The 25,439-nt window shown below is 72.6% G+C and carries 19 protein-coding genes, 4 tRNA genes and 1 other RNA gene; 15 read left to right on the top strand and 9 right to left on the bottom strand.

The annotated features are described in order from the left end of the window. Window positions 1-23: 23 nt before the first annotated feature. From ACZ45Q_RS22270 to ACZ45Q_RS22245, 6 genes are all read left to right on the top strand, one after another. A complete protein-coding gene (locus ACZ45Q_RS22270; RefSeq protein WP_468264062.1) occupies window positions 24-1,280 on the top strand; it encodes a sensor histidine kinase in 1,257 nt (418 codons plus the stop codon). After that, entirely contained in the window at window positions 1,277-1,960 is a 684-nt protein-coding gene (locus ACZ45Q_RS22265; protein WP_468264060.1) for a response regulator, read from the top strand. Before ACZ45Q_RS22270 ends, ACZ45Q_RS22265 begins: the two co-directional genes overlap by 4 nt. Before the next feature lie 175 nt (window positions 1,961-2,135). Further along, a complete protein-coding gene (locus tag ACZ45Q_RS22260) occupies window positions 2,136-4,304 on the top strand; it encodes an MMPL family transporter (RefSeq protein WP_468264057.1) in 2,169 nt (722 codons plus the stop codon). A 153-nt stretch (window positions 4,305-4,457) separates the two neighbouring features. After that, window positions 4,458-4,922: a hypothetical protein gene (locus ACZ45Q_RS22255; protein WP_468264054.1), complete on the top strand. Its 465-nt coding sequence runs from the start codon at window positions 4,458-4,460 to the stop codon at window positions 4,920-4,922. A gap of 31 nt (window positions 4,923-4,953) precedes the next feature. Next, a complete protein-coding gene (locus tag ACZ45Q_RS22250) occupies window positions 4,954-6,441 on the top strand; it encodes a hypothetical protein (RefSeq protein ID WP_468264051.1) in 1,488 nt (495 codons plus the stop codon). 167 nt (window positions 6,442-6,608) lie between these two features. Beyond that, window positions 6,609-7,028: a hypothetical protein gene (locus ACZ45Q_RS22245; RefSeq protein ID WP_468264049.1), complete on the top strand. Its 420-nt coding sequence runs from the start codon at window positions 6,609-6,611 to the stop codon at window positions 7,026-7,028. A gap of 455 nt (window positions 7,029-7,483) precedes the next feature. On the opposite strand, the gene ACZ45Q_RS22240 is transcribed toward ACZ45Q_RS22245, so the two are convergent. After that, a tRNA-Ser gene (locus ACZ45Q_RS22240) sits at window positions 7,484-7,568 on the bottom strand. A gap of 72 nt (window positions 7,569-7,640) precedes the next feature. Between ACZ45Q_RS22240 and ffs the strand changes: the two genes are divergently transcribed. The 6 genes from ffs to ACZ45Q_RS22210 all read left to right on the top strand — a co-directional run bounded on the left by ffs (window position 7,641) and on the right by ACZ45Q_RS22210 (window position 16,931). After that, window positions 7,641-7,739, top strand: an RNA gene (ffs, locus tag ACZ45Q_RS22235) — signal recognition particle sRNA small type. A 93-nt stretch (window positions 7,740-7,832) separates the two neighbouring features. Next, on the top strand, window positions 7,833-10,328 hold the full coding sequence (locus tag ACZ45Q_RS22230; protein WP_468264046.1) for a DNA polymerase III subunit gamma and tau: 2,496 nt from the start codon (window positions 7,833-7,835) through the stop codon (window positions 10,326-10,328). Between the two features lie 164 nt (window positions 10,329-10,492). After that, complete coding sequence (gene purD, locus ACZ45Q_RS22225) at window positions 10,493-11,746, top strand: phosphoribosylamine--glycine ligase (protein WP_468264043.1); 1,254 nt, start codon at window positions 10,493-10,495, stop codon at window positions 11,744-11,746. A gap of 455 nt (window positions 11,747-12,201) precedes the next feature. Further along, window positions 12,202-14,241, top strand: a complete 2,040-nt coding sequence (locus ACZ45Q_RS22220; RefSeq protein ID WP_468264041.1) for a hypothetical protein — start codon at window positions 12,202-12,204, stop codon at window positions 14,239-14,241. Window positions 14,242-14,411: 170 nt separating this feature from the next. After that, window positions 14,412-15,953 (top strand): N,N-dimethylformamidase beta subunit family domain-containing protein, encoded by a 1,542-nt coding sequence (locus tag ACZ45Q_RS22215; protein ID WP_468264038.1) that lies wholly within the window; start codon window positions 14,412-14,414, stop codon window positions 15,951-15,953. Between the two features lie 69 nt (window positions 15,954-16,022). Beyond that, entirely contained in the window at window positions 16,023-16,931 is a 909-nt protein-coding gene (locus ACZ45Q_RS22210; protein ID WP_468264036.1) for a phosphoribosylaminoimidazolesuccinocarboxamide synthase, read from the top strand. A gap of 129 nt (window positions 16,932-17,060) precedes the next feature. Here ACZ45Q_RS22210 and ACZ45Q_RS22205 read toward each other — a convergent pair. The 8 genes from ACZ45Q_RS22205 to ACZ45Q_RS22170 form a co-directional block, all read right to left on the bottom strand. Continuing rightward, window positions 17,061-17,133: transfer RNA gene (locus ACZ45Q_RS22205), tRNA-Gly, on the bottom strand. 23 nt (window positions 17,134-17,156) lie between these two features. Beyond that, complete coding sequence (locus ACZ45Q_RS22200) at window positions 17,157-17,771, bottom strand: response regulator (protein ID WP_468264034.1); 615 nt, start codon at window positions 17,769-17,771, stop codon at window positions 17,157-17,159. Beyond that, window positions 17,768-19,156 carry a sensor histidine kinase gene (locus ACZ45Q_RS22195; RefSeq protein ID WP_468264416.1) on the bottom strand — a complete coding sequence of 463 codons (1,389 nt, stop codon included), beginning with the start codon at window positions 19,154-19,156 and terminating at the stop codon, window positions 17,768-17,770. Before ACZ45Q_RS22195 ends, ACZ45Q_RS22200 begins: the two co-directional genes overlap by 4 nt. 29 nt (window positions 19,157-19,185) lie before the next feature. After that, window positions 19,186-20,001: an ABC transporter permease gene (locus ACZ45Q_RS22190; protein ID WP_468264031.1), complete on the bottom strand. Its 816-nt coding sequence runs from the start codon at window positions 19,999-20,001 to the stop codon at window positions 19,186-19,188. Continuing rightward, entirely contained in the window at window positions 19,998-20,966 is a 969-nt protein-coding gene (locus ACZ45Q_RS22185; RefSeq protein WP_468264028.1) for an ABC transporter ATP-binding protein, read from the bottom strand. Before ACZ45Q_RS22185 ends, ACZ45Q_RS22190 begins: the two co-directional genes overlap by 4 nt. A gap of 156 nt (window positions 20,967-21,122) precedes the next feature. Continuing rightward, window positions 21,123-21,195 (bottom strand) — tRNA-Gly (locus ACZ45Q_RS22180). An 80-nt stretch (window positions 21,196-21,275) separates the two neighbouring features. After that, a tRNA-Gly gene (locus tag ACZ45Q_RS22175) sits at window positions 21,276-21,347 on the bottom strand. A 114-nt stretch (window positions 21,348-21,461) separates the two neighbouring features. After that, window positions 21,462-21,779, bottom strand: a complete 318-nt coding sequence (locus ACZ45Q_RS22170; RefSeq protein ID WP_468264025.1) for a histone-like nucleoid-structuring protein Lsr2 — start codon at window positions 21,777-21,779, stop codon at window positions 21,462-21,464. 339 nt (window positions 21,780-22,118) lie between these two features. Here ACZ45Q_RS22170 and purS point away from each other — a divergent pair, with 339 nt between their 5' ends. Genes purS through purL form a run of 3 tightly spaced genes read left to right on the top strand, consistent with a single transcriptional unit; the run spans window position 22,119 to window position 25,323 of the window. After that, window positions 22,119-22,391, top strand: coding sequence for a phosphoribosylformylglycinamidine synthase subunit PurS (gene purS, locus ACZ45Q_RS22165; RefSeq protein ID WP_071380673.1), 273 nt, complete (start codon window positions 22,119-22,121; stop codon window positions 22,389-22,391). Next, the gene (purQ, locus tag ACZ45Q_RS22160; RefSeq protein ID WP_468264022.1) at window positions 22,388-23,068 is read left to right on the top strand and encodes a phosphoribosylformylglycinamidine synthase subunit PurQ; all 681 of its coding nucleotides are present in this window, start codon (window positions 22,388-22,390) and stop codon (window positions 23,066-23,068) included. The genes purS and purQ overlap by 4 nt, the downstream gene beginning before the upstream one ends. After that, window positions 23,065-25,323, top strand: a complete 2,259-nt coding sequence (gene purL / locus ACZ45Q_RS22155; RefSeq protein WP_468264019.1) for a phosphoribosylformylglycinamidine synthase subunit PurL — start codon at window positions 23,065-23,067, stop codon at window positions 25,321-25,323. The genes purQ and purL overlap by 4 nt, the downstream gene beginning before the upstream one ends. Window positions 25,324-25,439 lie beyond the last annotated feature (116 nt).

The raw sequence follows: 25,439 nt of genomic DNA, 5'->3' as shown, positions 1-25,439 counted from the left end.
CCCCGTCTGCCTACGCTGGCGGCATGGTTTCCCACGCGGTCCCCCGGGTGCGGCTGCCGCGCGGCCGTGCGGCGGACGCCGCCCTGGCCGGGGGCGTACTGGCACTGGTCGCCGTCGGCAGCCTGTGGTCCCTGCTCGGGTCGCGGGAGGAGTCCTGGGAGACCACCGCCCTCGCCTGGTCCCTGCTCGTCGCCGCCTGCGCCGCCCTGTACGCCTGCCGCCGCCACCCGGTGCCGGCCGCGACCTTCGTCCTGGCCGCCACCATCGCCTACTACCTGGTCAGTTCCTACGACGGCCCGCTCATGGTCGCTTTCGTCGTGGCCCTCTACGTCGTCGCCGCCCAGGGGCTGCTGCGGGCGGCGATCGTCCTGGCGGCGCTGGGCCTGCTGCTCACGGGCACCGGGACGCTGCTCGGCAACGAGGACGTCAACGGCGTCGCCCTGTTCATGATGACGGGCTGGCTGGTCGGCGTGGTCGCGCTCGGCTGGGTGCGGCACAACCGGCTGGTCCTGGCCCGGGAGACGGAGCAGCGCGCGGTCAGCGAGGAGCGGCTGCGCATCGCCCGCGAGCTGCACGACGTGGTCGGCCACCACCTCTCGCTGATCAACGTCCAGTCCGCGGCGGCGCTGCGCCGGCTGCGCAAGGACCCGGCGGGCGGAGCGGGGCGGGCCGAGGACGCGCTCGGCGCGATCAAGGACTCCAGCAAGGAGGCACTGCGGGAACTGCGGGCGACGCTGGGCGTGCTGCGCCAGGCCGGTGAGGCGGCGCCCACCGCGCCCGCCGCCGGACTCGGCCGGCTGGGCGAGCTGGTGCAGGGGGCCCGGCTCGCGGGCCTCGACGTGCGCGTGCTCGGCGACGGCGGCCGCCGGCCGCTGCCCGCCGAGGTGGACCTCGCCGCGTACCGCATCGTGCAGGAGTCGCTGACCAACGTCGCCCGGCACGCGCACGCCACGGAGGTCACCGTGCGCACCGAGCACGGGCCGGGGCACGTGACCGTCGAGGTCACCGACAACGGCCGCGGACCCGCCGGTCTTCCCGGACTCACCGGTCCCCCGGCGGGCAGCGGCATCAGCGGGATGCGCGAGCGGGCCCGCGCCCTGGGCGGCGACCTGACCACCGGCCCGGCCCCGGACGGCGGCTTCACGGTCCGCGCGACCCTCCCGTGCCCCGACCTTCCGCAGCCTCCACCCCTCCCGCAGCCTCCGCCCCTCCCGCAAACCCCACCGCTCCCGCCCTTCACTCGAGCCCCCGAACGGAGCCCCCGTTGGCCACGGCCATGACCGATCCGGAACCGATCCGAGTCCTGCTGGCGGACGACCAGCGGCTGGTGCGCGCCGGCTTCCGCTCGATCCTGGAGGACGAGGACGACATCGAGGTCGTCGCCGAGGCGGGCGACGGAGTCCAGGCGCTGGCCGCGTGCCGCGCCCACCACCCCGACGTCGTCCTGCTGGACATCCGCATGCCCGGCGTCGACGGCCTCCAGGCCGCCCGCGACATCGCCGCCGACCCGCGCCTGACGGACGTACGTGTGGTCATCCTGACCACCTTCGACCTGGACGACTACGTGTACGGCGCCCTGCGGGCCGGCGCCACCGGCTTCCTCGTCAAGGACACCGAGCCCGAGGAACTCGTGCACGCCGTCCGGGTCGCGGCCCGCGGCGACGCCCTGATCAGCCCCTCCGTCACCCGCCGCCTCATCGCCGAGTTCGCCGGCCGGGTCCGCCCGCCCGAACCCGGCCCGCGCCTGAACGGCCTCACCGAGCGCGAGCGTGAGGTCATGTGCCTGGTCGCGGCGGGCCTGACCAACGACGAGATCGCCGCCCGCCTGGTGCTGAGCCCCGCCACCGCCAAGACCCACGTCAGCCGCATCATGACCAAGCTGGCCGTCCGCGACCGGGCCCAACTGGTGGTGCTGGCCTACGAGTCCGGAATGGTCAGCCCGGGCTGGCTGCGGGAGTAGCCGGGCGTACGACGGGACGGCCCCGCCCGGGGCCCCGGCGGAACCCCGACCGACCCCGACCGGAACCCTGACACCCGGCGACGTACGACGGGACCGCGCCCGCAACCCACGGGGTACGCCGGTTGCCCACCGGGGGCCGACGCACGGCACCGTGCCGGCGCCGGACGCTGCGGGCATGGACACACACAGCGTCAACCCGGCGGGCACCGCCACCGTCGCCGCACCACGGCCCGGCGTCTTCGGCCGCCTGGCCTCCTGGTCCCAGCGCCACCGCTGGGCGGCCGTGCTGCTCTGGATCGCGGTGGTCGCGGTCATCACCGTCGGCGCGCAGGGCGCCGGCAGCGCCTACCGCAACGACTTCAGCCTCCCCGGCACCGATTCCCAGGCCGCCGCCGACCTGCTCGAACGGCACGGCGCGAGCCAGGCGGGGGACAGCGTCCAGATCGTCTTCCACGACGACGCCGGGCTGACCGGCGACCGGGCGGCGGTCGAGGGCACCCTCGACCGGGTGCGTGACCTGCCCTCCGTGGCCGAGGTCCGCAGCCCCTTCACCGACGCCGCCGCGATCTCCGAGGACGGCACGATCGGCTACGCGACCGTCGTCCTGGAGGGCAAGGCGGAGCAGGTTCCCCGGGAGGACGTCACCCGGATCATCGACACGGCGCGGGACGCCGAGGGCGACGGCCTGGCCGTGGAACTGGGCGGCGAGGCGGTGCGCGGCGCCGAGGAGGAGGGCGGCGGCGCGGCCGAGGGCGCCGGGATGCTGGCGGCGCTGGTCATCCTCGTACTCCTCTTCGGTTCCCTGGTGGCCGCGGCGCTGCCGCTGGTCACGGCGCTGTTCGCGGTCGGCGGTGCGATCGGCCTGATCACGCTGGCCTCACACGTCTTCACGGTCGCCGACTTCACCCCGCCGATCATGATGCTGGTCGGCCTGGGCGTGGGCGTCGACTACGCGCTGCTGATCTTCTACCGCTACCGCCACGAACTCCTGCGCGGCGCCGGCTCGGCCACGGCCACCCGTACCGCGCTGGACGCCGCCGGCCGCACCGTCTTCTTCGCCGGCTGCACGGTCATCATCGCCCTGCTCGGCCTCGTCGCCCTGGGCCTGGGCTCCCTCCAGGGCGTGGCCCTCGCCGTCGCCCTGACCGTCCTGGTGACGATGGCCGCGTCCCTGACGCTGCTCCCCGCCCTGCTGGCCCTGCTGGGCGGCAGGGTCCGGCGGCACGTCCTGGCGCGCGCCGCGAAGGCCGAGGCCAAGGGCGCGGCGGAGGGCCGGCGCTGGCGCCGGCTGGCCACGGCGGTGCAGCGCCGCCCGCTGCCCGCCCTGCTGGCGGCGGCCGTCGCCCTGCTGGCCCTGTCGGCCCCGGCACTGGGCATGCGCCTGGGCTTCGCCGACGCGGGCAACGACCCGGCGGCGTCCACCAGCCGGCAGGCCTACGACCTGCTCGCCGAGGGCTTCGGCCCCGGCTTCAACGGACCCCTGGTGGTCGTGTCCCAGGGCGACGCCGAGGCGGCGACGGCACTGCGCGCGACGCTCACCGAGAGCCCCGGCATCGCGGCGGCGACCCCGCCCTTCCCCTCGGGCGACGGCGCGGTCTCGACGGTGATCGCCTACCCCACGACCGCGCCCCAGGCGGAACCGACCGCCGACCTGGTCCACACCCTCCGCGACGACGTCCTGCCCGCGCTGTCCGACAGCACCGGGGCCACGTACCTGATCGGCGGCCCCACGGCGGCGGCCCAGGACTTCGCCGACTCCGTCGCGGACCGCATCCCCCTGTTCGTCACGATCGTCGTGGGCCTGTCCGCGCTGCTGCTCCTGGTGGTCTTCCGCTCGCTGTGGATCCCCCTGAAGGCGGCCGTCCTCAACCTCCTGTCCATCTCCGCGGCCCTCGGCGTGATCACGCTGGTCTTCCAGCACGGCTGGTTCGGCGTCCAGCCCGGCCCGGTGGAGGCGTTCATCCCGGTGATGATCTTCGCGATCGTCTTCGGCCTGTCGATGGACTACGAGGTGTTCCTGATCGCCCGCATCCACGAGGAGTGGGAACGCACCCGCGACCCGGCCCACGCCGTCCGCGAGGGCCTGGCCGCCACCGGCCGGGTCATCACGGCCGCCGCCGCCATCATGATCGTCGTCTTCGCCGCGTTCGTCCTGAGCCCCAGCCGCATGCTCCAGCAGTTCGGCCTGGGCCTGGCGACGGCGATCCTCCTGGACGCGGCACTGATCCGCTGCCTGGTCGTCCCGGCGACGATGCACCTCCTGTCCCACCACGCCTGGTGGCTCCCGGCCCCGCTGGCCCGCATCCTGCCCCGAGTGACCCTGGAACCGCCCGGTTGGGGATGAGCCCGGGTGACGGGACGCAGGGGGCGGTCAGAGGAAAGCGGGCCGGAAGCGCCAACTAGGGGTGATATGCAGGTAGTTGATAGGTTGCCGCTACGACGGCGTGTTGTCCGTCGCCGAAACCGGCCCGGGACCGCAGGGCAGGACGGGGGACCAATGGCTTGGGACGAATGGGAGAGGGCCAAGTCCGCGGCTCAAGGGGAGCCGGGGATTCGGACGCAGCTGAATCAGTCAGAACCTGGTGGTACCGGCGAGCGGGACTTGGTGGTCCACCAGGATGACTTGGGCGCTGTTGGTCACGAGGCGTTCATCCTGCACGGTGAGCTGAAGAAGAGGGCAGATGTCGCCGGTGCGGGTACAGACACGAGCGGCGCCGGATCCACCATGCAAGCTGCCACCTCGCTCAAGAGCCACGGCCTCGGACTCGGCGCCGAACTGGAGTCGACCGTCGAAATCTGGACTTCGCAGGTGAAGCATGTATTGCAGGCTTGCGCCCACATTTCCAACCACTTGGACTTCAGCAAGAAGCTGTACACGCAGGAAGACGCCAAGATCGCGGCGGAGATCCGGGGACGCTCGGGGCCGCTGCCGGTCTCGGTGCTGAACGACTACTTCAAGTAGGAGCGTCATGAGACTCTCGTACTCAGATCTCATGACTCTGGATCTCACCAAGCTGGGCACGGCGGCTTCCGACTGGAGAACGATGGCCGGCGAGCTGGCCAAGCTCATGGTCGATGTACGCGACGGTCTGACGAAGAAATCCGAGGAAGCCCGCTGGAAGGGTGTCAATGCCGGTGTGACCAAGGGCTTCGTGCGAAAGACGGCCAAGGAGTTCACGGACCTCCTGACGGAGGCGGAGAGCATCGCCAACATCCTCACCGACGCTCACGCGGAGCTAACGCGGTATCAGAAGAAGGCTCAATCCCTTACAGAAGACGCACGCAAAGGCGACCCATCCCACGTTCCGCCGGATCCTGGGCTCCTGGTGTTCGACGGACCGAATGGCACAGTCCGCGTCAGCGAAGCGGTGTGCACAGCTGAGGGCCCTCACCAGCGCACCAAGGACCGGATGCAGTGGTTTGCGGATACGCTCACCGACATCGTCCAGCACGCGGCGGAGGTCGACGCCGCCGCAGTGCGGGCCCTGCGCAAGAGCCACGGCAACGACCCGCACAATCCGGGGCATGCTCGCTACAGTTCCCTCGACGAGGAACAGCTGCCGCGTGCCAAGGAACTGGCCGCGCTCGGCGATGACGCTGATCAGAAACAGCGGGCCGAGCTGCGCCGTCTTTGGGAGTCCTTGAGCCCGGAGGCGCGCGCCCGACTGTGGCTCGCACAGAAGGACGACCTGATGGCCGCGGGCATACTGAGCCCCACCATGCCGCAGATCGCTTCGGACGTTGGTTCGGGGCCGTACGACTCGGAGTCCCCCGGCGTGGAGGAATGGCTCACCAAGCAGAAGATGGAGCTTCTGTCGGAGGGCGCCGACTGGCGGGGGATGACGGACGCCTCTCGCCATATGGCCCATTATTTGGGCAACAGTGGGTCCCCGATGGCCCTGCCCGTGGACAAGATGATGGCGGACGTTCCCGCTTTCAAGGGATACGTCGACGTCATCATCCGGAAAAATCAGGACGACTGGCGCAAGCAGGCCTTGGAGGAGTTCCGGAATAACGGCGGCAAGCCAGTGGCCTTCCCGGTCGAGGCGAAACGGGACCGTGGCTTCTACTTCACCAAGGAGATCGACGAGAACTGGTTCTACGCCGTGGGCGGGGCCAACGCCAACGTCACCGGTGTCGTGACCGCAGTGCCGGACGCCCATGGCAACCCCAAGATCTACGTCGACTACCAGACGAACGTGTGGGATCGCTACAACTGGGACGAAGGCAAGGGCGTCAAGATCGGACCGATGGAGATCCCCGACGGTCAGATGGCCAAGCTGCACCGGGTAGGGCTGGCCCAGGAGTTCGACATGGTGGGCAGTAGTAGCGTCCATCGCTACGATCTCGGTTCCGCACAACCCAACGACGACCCACTGCCGAGCCCTGAAGGGGGCAGGGACGGCCGTCTGGACCCTGGCCGGGAACAACAGCAGGACCGTACGACGGACAGTGCGCCGGGGAGGCCGGTCGGCCGATGAATGTCCACGACAATAGCGGCGGTGGGCGGCGCACACGCGCCGCCAGGGTGACGGTCGGTGCGCTGGCCATCCTGGGGGGCCTTGCCGCGACAGCATGCTCCGTCAGTGATGGAGCGTCGGGCCAGGCCCAAGGGGACGAGTGGGCCGGAGGCATCACACCCGAGTGGATGAGCGCACATATGGAGATCGACGTCCCCGACGGCGCCGAAGACGTGCGGGCCGGGTACCGAGTGACCTCCCGCTTCGACACCGGCGTACTCACGTTCACGCTGACCAGGTCGCAGACGCGGAGCTTCTTGGTGAAGTATCCGCCGGAGGGCAAGCTGCTGGAGCCCGAGGCGGCCGTCACCGACGTGCCGACCACCGACTTCAGGCACTTGGGCGTGGCGGAGCCGGAGTCGCTCAAGTCGGGCATGCGGTTCGGTGACCTCTGCACCGACCCCGCGTCCAGTGATCCTTCTGCCGACCGGCACTGCCTTGAACTGCACGTCCACGACTACGCCCCGGACCGCACCCGTATCTACCTGCGCGACCACTTCGAGCCGGGCATCAGCCCCCTCCCGACCCCGGCGTCAGAGGAGCCATGACCGGATGGGCTGGAATCAGCTCCCGGTCCTGGCCGAGCGTCGGTGAGCCGAGCCGAGGAAACCGAGCCTGTGCCGGGTCACGCACGTACAAGACCTCGGGCAGGCTCCGCTTCCCGCCGATGCGTGCCGAGTTCCATCCGGGTCCAGCCCACCTTTGCTGGAGCCCCCCAGTTCCCAGTGGCTTCTACCGGCCGGACGACGCGATGCTCGTCCGGCAGCACTGACCGACCAAGCCAGCGGCGAGACCTCAGCTTGGGAGCCCAGGTGCCCTGGAGGGGAGCCGGTCCGAACACCGACCTCCGCACCAGCGGCAGCTTCGGGACGCGGGCGCGCGGCACGGCCGTCTCTGTGACGCTCACAACACCGCTGCGACCGTCCGGGGCCAGACAAAAGCCACCCGAGACGGATGACGCCAGAGGGCCGGGCCACATCCGTGACCCGGCCCTCTGAACCGGCGGAGGATACGAGATTCGAACTCGTGAGGGGTTGCCCCCAACACGCTTTCCAAGCGTGCGCCCTAGGCCTCTAGGCGAATCCTCCGCCGGAAACATTACATGACGCCGGGGAGTGCTCGCGAACTCGTTCCGAGCGGCTTCGATCAGGTAACCTGGGCGCAGCCCCTCACGCGGCGCTATCTGACTGAACTCCCCCAGGGCCGGAAGGCAGCAAGGGTAGGTCGGCTCTGGCGGGTGCGTGGGGGGCGTTCGCGTTCCGTCCCCGGGTGCTTCCCGTGCGTGGTCGCCGACGAAGCCCGGGTTCCCGGGGCCCGGCCGGTTGTCGGTGGGCGCCTATAACCTCGTATGCGTGTCGTCTCTCGCGCTCTACCGCCGCTACCGCCCGGAGTCCTTCGCCGAGGTCATCGGGCAGGAGCATGTCACCGACCCGCTGCAGCAGGCGCTGCGGAACAACCGGGTCAATCACGCGTACCTGTTCAGCGGTCCGCGCGGGTGCGGCAAGACGACCAGCGCGCGGATCCTGGCCCGCTGTCTGAACTGTGAGCAAGGTCCCACACCCACGCCGTGCGGCGAGTGCCAGTCCTGCCGGGACCTGGCGCGCAACGGCCCGGGGTCCATCGACGTCATCGAGATCGACGCCGCTTCGCACGGCGGTGTCGACGACGCCCGCGACCTGCGCGAGAAGGCGTTCTTCGGGCCCGCCCGCAGCCGGTACAAGATCTACATCATCGACGAGGCCCACATGGTCACGTCGGCGGGCTTCAACGCGCTGCTCAAGGTGGTCGAGGAGCCGCCCGAGCACCTGAAGTTCATCTTCGCGACCACCGAGCCGGAGAAGGTCATCGGGACCATCCGGTCCCGTACGCACCACTATCCGTTCCGCCTCGTGCCGCCCGGCACCCTGCGCGACTATCTCGCAGAGGTGTGCCAGAAGGAGCGGATCCCCGTCGAGGACGGCGTGCTGCCCCTCGTCGTGCGGGCCGGCGCCGGGTCCGTGCGTGACTCCATGTCCGTCATGGACCAGCTGCTGGCCGGTGCCGGGGCCGACGGTGTGACCTACGCCATGGCCACCGCCCTGCTCGGCTACACGGACGGCTCCCTGCTCGACTCCGTCGTGGAGGCCTTCGCCTCCGGTGACGGCGCCGCCGCGTTCGAGGTCGTGGACCGGGTGATCGAGGGGGGCAACGACCCCCGCCGGTTCGTCGCCGACCTGCTGGAGCGGCTCCGTGACCTGGTCATCCTCGCCGCCGTGCCCGACGCCGCGGAGAAGGGCCTCCTCGACCACCCGGCCGACGTCGTCGAGCGCATGCAGGCCCAGGCGCGGTCCTTCGGCGCGGCCGAGCTGAGCCGCGCCGCCGACCTCGTCAACGAGGGGCTCACCGAGATGCGCGGCGCCACCTCGCCCCGGCTCCAGCTGGAGCTGATCTGCGCGCGCGTGCTGCTGCCCGCCGCGTACGGCGACGAGCGGTCCGTGATGGCCCGCCTCGACCGGATCGAGCGGGGTGTGAGCTTCGCCTCGGGGGCGGGCGCGCCCGCCATGGGGTACGTGCCCGGGCCCGGTGCCCATGGGGCGGCCTCGGGCTCGGCTGCTCCGGTGGGCCCTGCCGCTCCGGTGGGTCCTGGGCAGGCGGGGCACGCCGACAGCGGGGGCGTGGGGGCTCCCGTACCGCCCGGTGGCGGGCCCGCCGCGGCCCGGGCGGCGGTCCGGGCGTCGGGGGGTGCCGCTCCCGAGGGGGAGGGCGCCTTCGGTGCGTCCGGTGGTGGTCCGGGTGCGCCCGGTGGCGGCTCGGGTGTGTCCGGCGGTGGTCCGGGTGCGCCCGGTGGTGCCTCGGGGGGTGGTGCTGGTGCCTCCGGGGCGGCAGGTGCAGGGGGTGGGCCGGGCGGACCCGACGCCGGACAGCCCTCCGGTCCGGGTGGCGGCTCCGGTGGCCAGGACCAGGGCCAGGTCCCCGCGGCGTCCCGTGCCGACTCCGCCTCAGCCGCTTCGGCCAACCCGCCCGCGCCCGGCGCCTGGCCGACCGCCGCCCCTGCGGGCGGTGGCCGGCGGCCCGGCGGCTGGCCCACGGCGGCATCGGCGGGCGGCGGCCAGGCGCCGGCCCCTGGCACACCCGCCCCGCCCGCGGCGCCTCCCACGCCCGCCGCACCTGCCGCCTCTCCGGCCGCGCCCCCGGCGTCGGGCGGCGGTCACGCGGCGGCGCCCGCACCCGCGAGCGGCGGGCTCGACCCCCGCAATCTCTGGCCGAACATCCTCGAGGCGGTCAAGAACCGTCGCCGGTTCACCTGGATCCTGCTCAGCCAGAACGCCCAGGTGGCCGGCTTCGACGGCACCTCCCTGCGGCTCGGTTTCGTCAACGCCGGCGCCCGCGACAACTTCCTGAGCAGCGGTAGCGAGGACGTGCTGCGGCAGGCGCTGGTCGAGCAGTTCAACGTCCAGTGGAAGATCGAGGCGGTCGTCGACCCGTCGGGCGGCTCGGCCCCCCCGCCGCCGACCGGACCCGCCGGCGGCTACGGCGGTGGCCACAGCGGTGGTGCGTCCGCGCAGCGATCCGAGGCACCGGCACCGGCGCCCTCCGCCTCCGGGCCCTCCGCCTCCGCACCCTCCGCGCCGTCCCCGGCACCGCAGGCGCCCCAGGCGTCGGCCGCCGCCGGACCGGCGTCCACGCCCGCCACCGCACCGGCGGCCCCGGTTCCGCGGGCCTCGGCTCCCGCGCCGCGCTCCGTCTCCATCGAGGACGACATCCCCGAGGACGACGACCCCGACCTCGACGAGTCGGCCCTCTCCGGGCAGGAACTCCTCGTCCGGGAGCTGGGCGCGACCGTGGTCGAGGAGATCGTCAACGAGTAGCGCGCCCCGGCGCCGAGGCCAGGGCCCGGCACCTGACGGCGCGCCGGGCCGCGCCCGGGCAGCCGCCCGCCGGCCCCTCCCCTGGAGGAATCTACGAGCCCGCCACCCTCACTCCTTCGGAAGCCCGCACAACCGTCGCCGCGCGCTCCCGTTAGGCTGACCCCGTGAAGGTCCTCGTCATCGGCAGCGGCGCCCGCGAACACGCCCTGTGCCGCTCCCTGTCCCTCGACCCCGACGTCACCGCGCTGCACTGCGCACCCGGCAACGCCGGCATCGCCGAGGTCGCCGAGCTGCACCAGGTCGACGCCCTCGACGGCGCGGCCGTGACCGCGCTGGCCACCGAGCTGGGCGCCGGACTGGTCGTCGTCGGACCGGAGGCCCCCCTCGTCGCCGGGGTGGCCGACGCCGTCCGCGACGCGGGCATCCCGGTCTTCGGCCCCTCCAAGGAGGCCGCGCAGCTGGAGGGCTCCAAGGCCTTCGCCAAGGACGTCATGGCCGCGGCCGGCGTCCCCACCGCGCGTTCGTACGTCTGCACCACGCCGGAGGAGGTCGACGCGGCCCTCGACGCGTTCGGTGCGCCGTACGTCGTCAAGGACGACGGGCTCGCCGCCGGCAAGGGCGTCGTCGTGACCTCCGACCGGGACGCCGCGAAGGCGCACGCGGCGGCCTGCGACCGCGTGGTCGTCGAGGAGTACCTCGACGGCCCCGAGGTCTCCCTCTTCGCCATCACCGACGGCGACAACGTCCGCCCGCTCCAGCCCGCCCAGGACTTCAAGCGCGCGCTGGACGGCGACGAGGGCCCCAACACCGGCGGCATGGGGGCGTACTCCCCGCTGCCCTGGGCCGACCCGAAGCTCGTCGACGAGGTCGTGCAGACCGTCCTCCAGCCGACCGTCGACGAGATGCGCCGCCGCGGCACCCCGTTCTCCGGCCTGCTCTACGCCGGTCTCGCGATCACCTCGCGCGGCGTCCGCGTGATCGAGTTCAACGCCCGCTTCGGCGACCCCGAGACCCAGGTCGTCCTCGCCCGGCTCCAGACCCCGCTGGCCGGCCTCCTGATGGCCGCCGCCACCGGCAACCTCGCCGACCTCGAGCCGCTGCGCTGGAGCGAGGAGGCCGCCGTCACCGTGGTCGTCGCCTCGCACAACTACCCCGGCACCCCGCGCACCGGCGACCCGATCACCGGACTGGACGAGGTGGCCGCCCAGGACGCCCCGCACGTCTACGTCCTGCACGCCGGAACCCGGCGCGAGGGCGACGCCGTGGTCAGCGCGGGCGGGCGCGTGCTGTCCGTCACCGCCACCGGCGCCGACCTCACCGAGGCCCGCGACCGCGCCTACCGCGCCGTCGCCCGCATCGGTCTCGACGGCTCCCAGCACCGCACGGACATCGCGGCCAAGGCGGCGGCCGACGCGTAACCACCCGGCGGCCAGCGCGTAACCGCCGACCGGCCGACACCTGACCGCCCCGGTGGCCGACGCGTAACCGCCCTCCGGCCGCCCGGCATCTTCCCCGTCCGCGGTGAACCCCTACGGCCCCGGTTCCGTCTGAGGAACCGGGGCCCGCCGCTGTCCCGGAACCGCTGTCCACAGCCGTCCGGAAGTCGGTTCCCGCGTCCGGAAATCGGTTCCCGTGCAGCTCGGGACCCTAGGCCTGATCGTCGCTGTCCGTCATCCACCTTTCCCCAAAGCCATTCCATCGAGTGACCGCTGCCCCATACGGCTGACGGGCACCGAGCCCCCAACTAGGGTGCGGCGCAAGCGTTCCGGCACTTGGCCCACCGGCATTGCGATGTCAGTGGCGGGTGCCACAGTGGGGGAGTGAGCACCACCAGGCAGCGTCACGAGAGGCAGGGAGGGGGCGAGGTTCGGTCATGACCGGTACGGGAGTGGAGGAGCGGGGCGCGCAGGCCGCGCGGGCCCGGGCGGTGGCCGTGCTGCGCATCCGCGGCCGGGCCCTGGCCGTCGCCCTGGTGCCCGCTGCCGCCGCCGTGATCCTGCTCGCGGGCGGCTCCACGGGCCATCTGACCGGCGCGGGCTGGGACGCCGTCCGCTGGGCGGTCTCCGTGCTCGCGCTCCTGGTGCTGCTGGCCGCCGCGGGCATCGCCCTGGTCGTCGCCCGCGCCCGTCCCGCCGTCAGCCCCACGGTCCCGATCGCCGAGGAATCGGCCCCCGACCTGTACCGGATGGTGCGCGACCTCGCCGACCGCCTCGAGGTCCCCGCGCCGTCGGCGATAGCACTCACCCCCGACTGCGACAGCTGGCTGGAGGACCGCACCCATCCGGCCCACGGCCCCCCTGCGGAGGAGGAGCCCGCCGGAGGTGACGTCGCCGGCCCGGACGGGTCCGCGCACCGCCGCCCGGCCGCCGCGCCCGTCCTCGTGATCGGCTCCCCCTTCCTGTGGTGGATGCGCGTCGGTGAGCTGCGCGCGGTCCTCGCCCCCGTCGTCGCCGGTACGGGACCGTCGGCGCACCCCGACATAGCCGCCGCCCGGCGCTTCGTGCGGGGCCTGGACGCGGCGGTCGCGGTCGCCTCCGCGGGGGGCCGTCACCCGCTGTCCCGCGCGGTGGCGGCGGGCGTCGGCCGGGTGGCCAGGCTGCTGCTGCACAGCTGCCGGGTGCACGCCGCCGAGATGGAGCGCGGCGTCGCCGCCGCGGCGGCCGAGCGTGCACAGGCTGTGGATTACGGGCTGCGGATCGTCGCCCAGGAGCAGGTGGGGCTGGCGTACGCGGGCTGGGACCGCCTGCTGACCCGGGTGGCGCTGCCCGCCTGGCGGATGGGCCGCTGGCCGTCCCGGCTGGACGCGGGGGTCGTCGCCGCCCTGACCGAACTGTCCCGGCGCGACCGGCTGGCCGAGGGCTTCGCCTCCCGGCTGGGCGAGCGCCCCGCCTGCGACCTGCTGGAGGAGCCCGGCGCGGTCGACGAGGCGGCCTCCCTCCTCGCCGCCCGTCTCTTCCACGGCGGGCCCACCGAGCCGGGCCCGGACTGGGCGCCGGTGGAGTGGCACGAATATCCGGAAGAGGTCGTCGACCGCACCTGGCGCACCGACGCCGCCCGGCTGCACCGCGTCCTGGACTCCATGGGCGTCCGCCGCACCGCGGTCCGCACGGTGCCGGGCGACGACGCCTCCGCCGCGACCGGCCCGTCCTCCGGCGCCGCCCACCTCTCCTCCGCGGCCGACGGCCCGGGCGCCGAGGCCCCCACCCTGGCCCGCGTCCTGGACCACCTCGCCGACCCGGCACCCGACCCTGCATCCGGCCCGGCAGCCTCCCCGCCCGCCGACACCACCCCCGGTTCCGCCCCGCACCCTTCCGACGGCAAGGGGCACCTCCCGCCGGTCACCGGCGGCGACGAGCCCGGTCCCGAAGCCGGCCTCGACGACACCGACCCCGACGAGGACGACCTCGGCACCACCCCCCGCGGCGCCGCCCTGGCCGCCGGCCTCAGTGCCGAACTCGCCCGGGAGGAGGCGGACGCCAGAAGCGCGGCTTCCCCCGCCACCGGCACCACCGCCACCGGCACCACCGGCACCGGCACCGATACCGGCCCCACGGGAGCGACGGCTCCGACAGCGGCCCCTGCGCCTCCCGCGCAGGCCCCCGCCCCCGGCCCCGATCCCGTCCTGTGGGACGACCGCGCGCTGCCCCTCTTCCCTCCGCAGCCCCCGCGCACCGGCCGCGAGCTGCTCGCCGACCACGTCACCGCGATGGTGTGCTGCGCGGCGATGGACACCGCCGGCGCCACCCCGGGCCTGGACTGGCTCGACGGCCCCTCCCTGCTGATCGGCGGTGAGCGGGCCGCCGACCTGTCCCCCCGGGTCCGCGCCCTGGTCGAGACCGGCGACGCGGCCCCGCTGCGGGCCTGGCTGGCCGAGCAGGGGATACGGCCGGAGAAGCCGGTACGCCTCGTCTGACCTGAGCCGCCCCACCCTCGTTCCGGACCCTCCGATTCCACTTTCGGCCAGTTCACGACGAACAGTGACCGCACGCGTGCGAAATGTGATGTGCTGGGACCGAATCGCGCACATGGCAATCGCGTACGTCATACGCACGACCACGGGGGCACGAGGGAGGGGAATGACCCATGGGGTCCGAGCAGGTCCGCCGCTGGGAGTCGGGAGCACTCGCGCACGCCGTGACGGACCCCTTCGGCCAGGGCCCGGTGCCCTGGCTGCGCGGCGGTGAGACGTACTTCGGCGACGGTGGCCAGGTGGTCCCCTGGTACGTGGACGCCCACGACGACGGCCGGACAACCGGCGACACCACCGGCACCGACGGCACCGCAGGCGCCACCGGCACCACCCGCACCGTCCGGACCGCCGTCCGCCACTCCGACGGCGGCCCCCGCGCCGCGGACGACGTCCGGCTCCAGATCAAGGGGTTCACGTCCACGGGCGCCGCCGCCCCCGGTGAGGCGATCGACTTCCACGTCACCGTGAACCCACCGCAGGAGTTCGCCGTCGACGTCTACCGCATCGGCCATTACGGGGGAGACGGCGCCGCCAAGATCACCACCAGCCCACGGCTGTCCGGCATCGTCCAGCCCCCGCCGCTCGCCGCCGACCGCACGGTCTCCTGCCACCACTGGTGGCTGTCCTGGCGGCTCCAGATCCCCTCGTACTGGAACGTCGGCGCGTACGTCGCCGTGCTGACCACCGCCGACGGCTACCGCTCCCACGTGCCCTTCACGGTCCGCGACGACCGCCCCGCCGACCTGCTCCTCGTGCTGCCGGACGTCACCTGGCAGGCGTACAACCTGTATCCGGAGGACGGCCGCACCGGCGCCAGCCTCTACCACGCCTGGGACGAGGACGGCCGGCTGCTGGGCGAGGCCGACGCCGCCACCACCGTCTCCTTCGACCGCCCGTACGCGGGCGCCGGGCTGCCGCTGCACGTCGGCCACGCCTACGACGTCATCCGCTTCGCCGAGCGCTACGGCTACGACCTCGCCTACGCCGACGCCCGCGACCTGCACGCCGGCCGCGTCGACCCGGCCCGCTACCGGGGCCTTGTCTTCCCGGGCCACGACGAGTACTGGTCGGCGGCCATGCGCCGCACCACCGAACTGGCCCGCGAGCACGGCACGTCCCTGGTCTTCCTCTCCGCCAACACCATGTACTGGCAGGTGGAGCTGGCCCCGTCCCCGTCCGGCGTCCCGGACCGGCTGCTGACCTGCCGCAAGCGCAAGGGACCGGGCAAACCGGTGCTCTGGCGGGAGGCCGACCGCGCCGAGCAGCAACTCCTCGGCATCCAGTACGCGGGCCACGTACCCGAGCCGCACCCCCTGATCGTCCGCAACGCCGGGCACTGGCTGTGGGAGGCGACCGGCGCGCATGAGGGCGACGAGATCGAGGGGCTGGTGGCCGGCGAGGCCGACCGCTACTTCCCGCGCACCCCGCTCCCCGACCACGACGAGCGGGTCCTGCTGGCCCACTCCCCGTACACCGACGCCCACGGCGCCCGGCGCCACCAGGAGACGTCGTTGTACCGGGCACCGTCGGGGGCCTGGGTCTTCGCGTCCGGAACGTTCGCCTGGTCCCCGGCCCTGGACCGGCCGGGCCACGTCGACCCCCGGATCCAGCGGGCCACCGCCAACCTCCTGGACCGCATCTGCAAACGCGACTGACCCGCTGTCCGTGATCGTCCGGTCGTACGGGACAATCGACCCACTTGGACAGAACCACGGGGAGGTACCGTGTCCGGATTCGTCGAAAAGCCCGAGCCGACAGAGGTCCCGGGCCTGGTGCATCTGCACACCGGCAAGGTGCGCGACCTGTACCAGAACGATGCGGGCGACCTCGTGATGGTCGCCAGCGACCGCATCTCCGCCTACGACTGGGTGCTGCCGACCGAGATCCCCGACAAGGGCCGCGTCCTCACCCAGCTCTCCCTGTGGTGGTTCGAGCAGCTCGCCGACCTGGTCCCGAACCACGTTCTGAGCACCGAACTGCCCGCGGGCGCCCCCGCCGACTGGCAGGGCCGCACGCTGGTCTGCAAGTCGCTGCGGATGATCCCGGTGGAGTGCGTGGCCCGCGGCTACCTCACCGGCTCGGGCCTGGCCGAGTACAACGCCTCCCGCACGGTCTGCGGCCTCGCCCTCCCGGAGGGCCTGGTCGACGGTTCGGAGCTGCCCGCCCCGATCTTCACGCCCGCCGCCAAGGCCGAGGTCGGCGAGCACGACGAGAACGTCTCCTACGAGGAGGCCGCCCGCCAGGTCGGCGCCGACACCGCGGCCCGGCTGCGCCAGGCGACCCTCGCCGTCTACTCCCGCGCCCGGGACATCGCCCGCGAGCGGGGGATCATCCTGGCCGACACCAAGTTCGAGTTCGGCTTCGAGGGCGACGGCCAGGGCGACCTGGTCCTCGCCGACGAGGTCCTCACCCCCGACTCCTCCCGCTTCTGGCCGGCCGACCAGTGGGAGCCGGGCCGGGCGCAGCCGTCGTACGACAAGCAGTTCGTGCGCGACTGGCTGACCTCCGCGGAGTCCGGCTGGGACCGCGCGGGCGAGCAGCCCCCGCCGCCGCTGCCGCAGCAGGTCGTGGACGCCACCCGCGCCAAGTACGTGGAGGCCTACGAGCGCCTGACGGGCGTCCCCTGGGCCTGACCGCCCTTCCGGGGCCCTTCCGGGGGCCCCGGCCCGGGCCCTTCTTCCGGGGGCCCCGGCCCCCGGCCAGGGTCGTTCCCCGGCAACGCAGAAGGCCCCGGTCGACGACCGGGGCCTTCGCTCTTCCCGAGCGGACGACGAGGCTCGAACTCGCGACCTCAACCTTGGCAAGGTTGCGCTCTACCAACTGAGCTACGTCCGCGTTGCGCCGTGGCGCGAGAGCAACTATACCCAACCGCGCTCGCGCGCGAGACGCACTGCCGCATGACGGTTCTCCGCCCCCAGCTTCGTCACCGCCGACGACAGGTAGTTCCGCACCGTTCCCTCCGCGAGCGCGGCCCGCTCGGCGATCTCCGCCACCGGCGCCCCGTCGGCGGCCAGCTCCAGCACCTCCGCCTCCCGCGCGGTCAGCGGGGAGTCCCCGGCGGAGATGGCGTCGGCGGCCAACTCGGGGTCGACGTAGCGGTTTCCGGCGTGCACCGTGCGGATGATCTCGGCGAGCCGCTGGGCGCTGACCGTCTTCGGCACGAACCCGCGCACACCCGCCGCGAGCGCCCGCTTGAGATGGCCGGGGCGCCCGTGGCCGGTCACGATCAGCACCCGGCAGCCGGGCAGCTCGGCCCGCAGCGATGTGGCGACCTTCACACCGTCCGCGCCGGGCATCTGGAGATCCAGTACGGCCACGTCCGGCACATGGGCCCGCGCCATCGCCAGCGCCTCCGGCCCGCTGGCCGCCTCGGCGACCACCAGCAGATCGTCCTCCAGGGACAGCAGCGCGGCCAGCGCCCCCCGGATCAGGTGCTCGTCGTCGGCCAGCAGCACCCGTACCGCAGCGCTCACGACGAGGCCTCCAGTACCGCACCGCCGGTCAACGGCACCTCGGCCACCAGCCGGAACAGCCCGCCGCCGGCCTGGCCGGCCTCCAGCGTCCCGCCCACCGCGGACAGCCGCTCCCGCAGCCCCGCCAGACCGGAGCCCCCCGAGCCCCCGGCAGCATCGGAACCCTGCGCCCCGCCGGAACCATCGCCCCCACCGGAACCGCCAGAGCCACTGCCTCCGCCCCCACCTGGGCCACCGACCCCACCGAGACCACCGAGACCACCGGCTCCGCCGGGACCACCCGCCCCACCGAGACCACCGGCTCCACCGGCTCCCGCCCCCTTCACCCCGTCGTTCTCCACGGTCAGCACCACACGCCCCTCCTCCGTCCGCACCGTCACGGCACACCGCTCCGCGTCCCCGTGCCGGAGCACGTTGGTGGTGGCCTCCCGCACCACCCAGCCGAGCGCCGACTGCACCTCGGCGGGCAGCCCGGCCGTCTCGCCGCTGACGTCGCAGCCGATCCCCGCGGCCGTCAGCACACCGTGCGCGCCGGCGAGTTCGGCCTCCAGGTCGGCCTCCCGGTAGCCCCGTACGACGTCCCGGACCTCGCGCTGCGACTCCTGCGCGATGCGCTGCACCTCGATCATCTGCTCCACCGCCTCGGGCCGCCCCCGCCGGCTCAGCTGCACGGCCAGCTCGCTCTTGAGGGCGATCACCGCCAGATTGCGTCCCAGGACGTCGTGCAGGTCCCGTCCGAACCGCAGCCGCTCCTCGGCGACCGCCAGCCGTGCCCGGGTCTCGCGGGCCTCGTCCAGCTCGTACACGGCGTTGAGCAGCCAGACGGAGAAGATGCAGGTGAAGGCGATGAACGCGGCCCCGATCAGTGCGAAGCAGGCCGTGACGAGCGCGGCGACGACGGGCCGGCCGAACGCCAACGTCACCAGGCCGGCCCCCAGCGGGTAGCCGACGACCAACGCCATCACCCGCCGCCGGCCGCGCACCGCCAGCGCCATGGTCCCGGTGCCGAAACTCAGCGCGCCCCCGAAGACCGCGCCGGCCGCGCCGTCGACCGCCTCACCGGCCGGGCCGTGCTCCATGAGGGCGACCGCGCCGACGGCGAGGACCGCGGTGAGGGCGCCGAGCAGCCACAGCATCCGCACGGGCCGCTCCCGCTGCCCCCGCGTCCAGTCCAGCGCCCGCGAGGCGGTCACCGCGCACACCGCGGCGTGCACGCCGACCAGCAGGGCCAGCACACTCGCGAGTCGCGCGTCGACCTGGCCGTAGGCGGTCAGGCCGCCGACGCCGAACTCGATCAACCCGAAGAAGTGGAACGACCACCGTGTGTACGTCTCCACCTTCTGCGGCGTGCTCTTCCGCCGCCACCACCGCTCCGGCCTGCGCATCTGCCCGCCAGCCCCGCTCTCCTCGTACGTCAGCGCCGCGGCTCCCAGCGGAACCACCGCCGTACAGCAAACACGGCGAGCGCGGTCCAGGCCACCGCCGTCGCCAGGGCGCCCAGCGTCTCGGACGCCGACAGCTCCCCGGTCCAGCCGCCGCGCACCAGGGTGACGACGGGCGTCAGCGGCAGCAGCTCGCAGACGGAGGCCAGCTTGGCGGGGAGCAGCTCCAGCGGGACGAACATCCCGGAGCCGATCATCGAGACGAGCATCAGCGGCATGGGCGTGACCTGGGCGCTCTCACCGGTCCGGGTGACGCCGGCCGTGGCGGCGGCGAGGGCGCAGCACATCACGAGCCCCAACAGCAGGCCGACGACGGCCAGATGGGGCGCGGACGGCGCGGACAGGTCGAGCAGGGCGGCGCAGGCCACCGCCAGCAGCAGACATTGCAGCAGCCCGGTGGCGACGGCCGGCAGCGCCGAGCCGGCCAGGATCTCCACGTCCCGCAGCTCGCCGGTGCGCAGCCGCTTCAGGACGAGTTCCTCGCGCCGGACGACGAAGACGCCCACGAGCGTCGAGTACACGGCGAACAGCAGGGAGAAGCCGACGGCCGCGGGCAGCACCAGGGTGCCGATGGTCAGTCCGGCCCCGGCGAGGTCCATCTCCTCGGCCGCGGACCGCACGCTGAGCGGCATGACCAGCGGCACCACCAGCCCGGCGACGAGCGCGCCCCTGCTCCGTCCGAGCAGCGTCAGTTCGGCACGGGCGAGGGAGGCCATCCGGCTCATCGGGGTGGTGGCCGCCGCCTTCGGGGCGCGTGCCGAGGGCGCCCGGGTGTCGGTGGCGCTCATGCCGCGTACTCCTTTGCCGTCTGCGGGGCCTCCTGTGCGGAGACCTCCTTCGCGATGCCGAGGAACGCCTCCTCCAGGGACGCCGACCTGACGTCGAGGCGGCGCAGCTCCACCTGTGCCCGTTCGGCCCACACCAGCAGGCCGGTGGCCGCCCGCTGGAGTTCACGGGTGCGCAGCCGCACGGTCCGGCCGTCGGTCTCGTGGGCGGTCACGCCCAGTTCGGCCAGCGGCGGCAGATCGCCCACGAAGTAGCCCTCGGGCAGCTCGAAGGTGATCCGCGACGGCTGGGTGGCGGTGACCTCGGCCGGGGTGCCGGTGGCGGCGATGCGGCCGGCGTGCATGATCGCGAGCCGGTCGGCGAGCTGCTCGGCCTCCTCCAGGTAGTGCGTGGTCAGCAGGACCGTCGTCCCGGCGGCGCGCAGCGCGCTCACCAACTCCCAGGTGTCGCGGCGTCCTTCGGCGTCCAGACCGGTGGTGGGCTCGTCCAGGAAGAGCACCTCGGGTTCGCCGAGCAGCGCGAGCGCGAGGTCCAGGCGGCGACGCTGGCCGCCGGACAGCTGCTTCACCCGGACACCGGCCTTCGACTCCAGCCCGACCAGCGCCAGCACCTCCGCCGGCGGCCGGGCCCCGCTGACGCACCCGGCCCACATCCGTGCCGTCTCGGCGACCGTCAGCTCCGAGGGGAAGCCGCCCTCCTGGAGCATCACGCCGATGCGGGGGCGCACGAAGGCCCGGTCGGTGTACGGGTCGTGCCCGAGGACGCGCACCCGTCCGCCGGCCGGGGCGGCCAGGCCCTCCAGCAGTTCGACGGTGGACGTCTTGCCGGCGCCGTTGGTGCCGAGCAGCGCGAAGATCTCCCCGCGGCGCACGGAGAAGGTGACTCCGGCCACGGCCTCGAACCCGCCCCCGTACACACGTCGCAGGTCGGTGACCTCAATCACGTGTTCGTGTCCGTTCGCTTCCATGCCCCCAGCCTCCCCGCGCGGCGGGCCCGGCCGCAGTGCGCGCTGTCACCACTCGGCATGACAAATGTCAGACGTGGGCCCGACGCCCTCGGACACACGGACCCGGCTGTGGACACGAAAAGACCCCGATCCCTGAGGACCGGGGTCTCATTCCCGAGCGGACGACGAGGCTCGAACTCGCGACCTCAACCTTGGCAAGGTTGCGCTCTACCAACTGAGCTACGTCCGCATTGCCCCCGACCGGCTCTCACCGATCGGTGCGGGCACCAGCCTACCTGATCCACAACAGTGGTCCGTACGGCGGTGCAGAGCGGGTGACAGGAATCGCACACTGCGCCTTCCCCCTGGAAGGGGGATGTTCTACTACTGAACTACACCCGCAAGTCCGTGAGCCGGGCCCTTCGGCCTCGCCCCGCGGCGCGCTCCAGACTCTAGCTGATCACCAGGGGTGTCGTGCAAGTCGGTTGCCGCGAGGGGCGGCTGACCGGCCGTCGGTCACTGCGCGGCGGCGAACGCCTCGTACACCTTCTTGGGGATGCGGCCCCGTGCCGGTACCTCCATCCGGTTCGCCTGCGCCCAGGCGCGGACGGCCGCCGGGTCGGGGGCGACCTGCGTCTGCCGGTAGGCCTTGCCGGACCTGGACCGCTTGCGACCGGCCTCCACATAGGGCTCGAGCGCCTTGCGGAGTTTCCTGGCATTGGCTTCGTTCAGGTCGATCTCGTACATCTTGCCGTCGAGTCCGAAGGCGATCGTCTCCGCCGCTTCCGAGCCGTCGATGTCGTCAAAGAGAGTGACCACGACACGCTGCGCCACGAATATCGGTCCCTTCGTGCGGCAGCTCCGCGATGACGTGCCAGGACGTCGCGAAGATGCCGACTGTTCGCCTGTTATTGGGCAAAGTATCGGCTATTGGCATTTCATTTGTACAGTGCCCGGCATTGCAATGTGAAGCCCGACTAAATCTCTCCGCGTGTCCACTGCGCAATAGCGGACCGCGTGCGATCCGGGATCTTTCCCGAACCTTTTCCTCCGGGGCCGGGGCGATGCCGAATCGTGACAGGGCTCACGTAGTTTCCTACAACGCTACACGCGTAGATTTTTTGTGCGGGTAGTCTGAAGGAACCTGCTCAGCACCACACACCGGGAGTGCCAGTGGCACGCGTCGTAGTCGACGTCATGCTCAAGCCGGAGATCCTCGACCCCCAGGGCCAGGCGGTGCAGCGCGCACTGCCGCGGCTCGGTTTCGAGGGGATCTCGGACGTCCGTCAGGGAAAGCGTTTCGAACTGGAAGTTGACGGGCCGGTCGACGAGGCCGCCCTCGCCCGCATCCATGATCTTGCGGAATCCTTCCTCGCCAACACCGTGATCGAGGACTTCACCGTCCGGGTCGAGGAAGCGGCGGAAGTCGCGGAGGCCGCGAAGTGACCGCTCGTATTGGCGTCGTCACTTTCCCGGGCAGCCTCGACGACCGGGACACGCAGCGCGCGATCCGGCTCGCGGGCGCCGAACCCGTGGCCCTGTGGCACAAGGACAAGGACCTCAAGCAGGTCGACGCGGTGGTGCTCTGCGGTGGTTTCTCCTACGGCGACTATCTGCGCGCCGGGGCCATCGCCCGCTTCTCGCCGGTGATGGACACCGTCATCGAGCAGGCGAAGGCCGGTCTGCCGGTCCTCGGCATCTGCAACGGCTTCCAGATCCTCACCGAGGCCCACCTGCTGCCCGGCGGCATGCTCGGCAACGACCACCTGCACTTCATCTGCCGCGACCAGAGGCTGCGGGTGGAGAACGCGGACACCGCCTGGACCGCCGACTACGCGGCCGGCCAGGAGATCCACATCCCGCTCAAGAACATGGACGGGCGGTACGTGGCCGACCGCTACACGCTCGACGAGCTGGAGGCCGAGGGCCGGGTCGCCTTCCGCTACCTGGACTTCAACCCGAACGGTTCGCTCAACGACATCGCCGGCATCACCAACGAGGCGGGCAACGTCGTCGGCCTGATGCCGCACCCGGAGCACGCCGTGGAGCCGCTCATCGGCACCGGCCGCACCGACGGCCTCCCGTTCTTCACCTCGATCCTCAAGAAGCTGGTCAACGCATGAGCAAGACGCCTCTGGACACGGTCGAGCACGCGGCCGCGACCCCCGACGTCGAGCTGCCCTGGGCGGAGCTGGGTCTCAAGAAGGACGAGTACGAGCGGATCCTCGAGATCCTGGGCCGCCGCCCCACCGGCGCGGAGCTGGCCATGTACTCGGTGATGTGGTCGGAGCACTGCTCCTACAAGTCCTCCAAGGTCCACCTCCGCCAGTTCGGCGAGAAGGCCCCCGAGAGCGACGCCCTGCTGGTCGGCATCGGCGAGAACGCCGGTGTGGTCGACGTCGGCCAGGGCTACGCGGTCACCTTCAAGGTCGAGTCGCACAACCACCCCTCGTACGTGGAGCCCTACCAGGGCGCCGCGACCGGTGTCGGCGGCATCGTCCGCGACATCATCGCGATGGGCGCCCGCCCGGTCGCCGTGGTCGACCCGCTGCGCTTCGGCGCCGCCGACCACCCCGACACCAAGCGCGTCCTGCCCGGCGTCGTCGCCGGCATCGGCGGCTACGGCAACTGCCTGGGCCTGCCCAACATCGGCGGCGAGGTCGTCTTCGACGCCTGCTACCAGGGCAACCCACTGGTCAACGCGGGCTGCATCGGCGTGATGCGGCACGAGGACATCCACCTCGCCAAGGCCTCCGGCGCCGGCAACAAGGTCATCCTGTACGGCGCCCGCACCGGTGGCGACGGCATCGGCGGCGCCTCCATCCTCGCCTCCGAGACCTTCGACGACGCCAAGCCGTCGAAGCGCCCCGCGGTGCAGGTCGGCGACCCCTTCCAGGAGAAGCTCCTCATCGAGTGCACCCTGGAGGCGTTCAAGGAGAAGCTGGTCGTCGGCATCCAGGACCTGGGAGCCGCGGGCCTGTCCTGCGCCACGTCCGAGCTGGCCTCCAACGGCTCCGGCGGCATGCGGGTCACCCTGGACGACGTCCCGCTGCGCGACTCGACGCTCTCTCCCGAGGAGATCCTCATGAGCGAGTCGCAGGAGCGCATGTGCGCGGTCGTGGAGCCGGACAAGGTCGACCGCTTCCTGGAGATCTGCGACAAGTGGGACGTCATCGCCACCGTCATCGGTGAGGTGACCGACGGCGACCGCCTGGAGATCTACTGGCACGGCGGCAAGATCGTCGACGTCGACCCGCGCACGGTCGCCCACGAGGGCCCGACCTACGAGCGCCCGTACGCCCGCCCGTCCTGGCAGGACGCACTCCAGGCCGACGACGCGGGCAGGCTGCCCCGCCCGAAGACGGGTGACGAGCTGAAGGATCAGGTCCTGAAGCTGGTCGGCTCGCCCAACCAGGCCTCCAAGCAGTGGATCACCCAGCAGTACGACCACTTCGTGCAGGGCAACACCGTGCTGGCGATGCCGGAGGACTCCGGCATGATCCGCATCGACGAGGAGAGCGGCCTGGGCGTGGCGATCGCCACCGACGGCAACGGCCGGTACGCCAAGCTGGACCCGTACACGGGCGCGCAGCTGGCCCTCGCCGAGGCCTACCGGAACGTGGCGACGACCGGCGCCAAGCCGCTCGCCGTCTCGGACTGCCTGAACTTCGGCTCGCCGGAGGACCCGGCGGTGATGTGGCAGTTCGCGGAGGCCGTGCGCGGTCTCGCCGACGCCTGCCGGCAGCTGGGCACCCCGGTCACGGGCGGCAACGTCTCGCTCTACAACCAGACCGGTGAGGCCGCCATCCACCCGACCCCGGTCGTCGCCGTCCTCGGCGTGATCGACGACGTCGCCCGCCGCACTCCGGTCGCCTTCCAGGAGGAGGGCCAGCTGCTGTACCTCCTCGGCGACACGCGTGAGGAGTTCGGCGGCTCGGCTTGGTCCCAGGTGATCCACGACCACCTCGGGGGTCTGCCGCCCCAGGTCGACCTGGAGCGCGAGCGGCTGCTCGCCGAGATCCTTGTCTCCGCGTCCCGCGACGGAATGGTCGACGCCGCGCACGACCTGTCCGACGGCGGCCTGGTCCAGGCGGTCGTGGAGTCGGCGCTGCTCGGCGGCAAGGGCGCGCGGCTGATCGTCCCGGACGGTCTGGACGCGTTCACCTTCCTGTTCTCCGAGTCGGCGGGGCGCGCGGTCGTGGCGGTGCCGCGCTCGGAGGAGGTCCGCTTCACCGACATGTGCGCCGCGCGCGGCCTGCCGGCCACCCGCATCGGCGTGGTGGACGGCGACACGGTGGAGGTCCAGGGCGAGTTCTCCGTCACCCTGGACGAACTGCGCGCCACCCACGAGGCGACGATCCCGGCACTGCTGGCGTAACCGTCCCTGTGCACGAAGGCCCCGCCCGGCCCCCGGGCGGGGCCTTCGACGCGTCAGCGCACGTAACCCTTCAGGGCTTCGGTACCGACACGGGCGTCGCGGCAACCACCGACCTG

It is taken from the genome of Streptomyces sp. NPDC031049, assembly GCF_055571015.1.
This window is presented reverse-complemented; position numbering and strand designations above follow the sequence as displayed.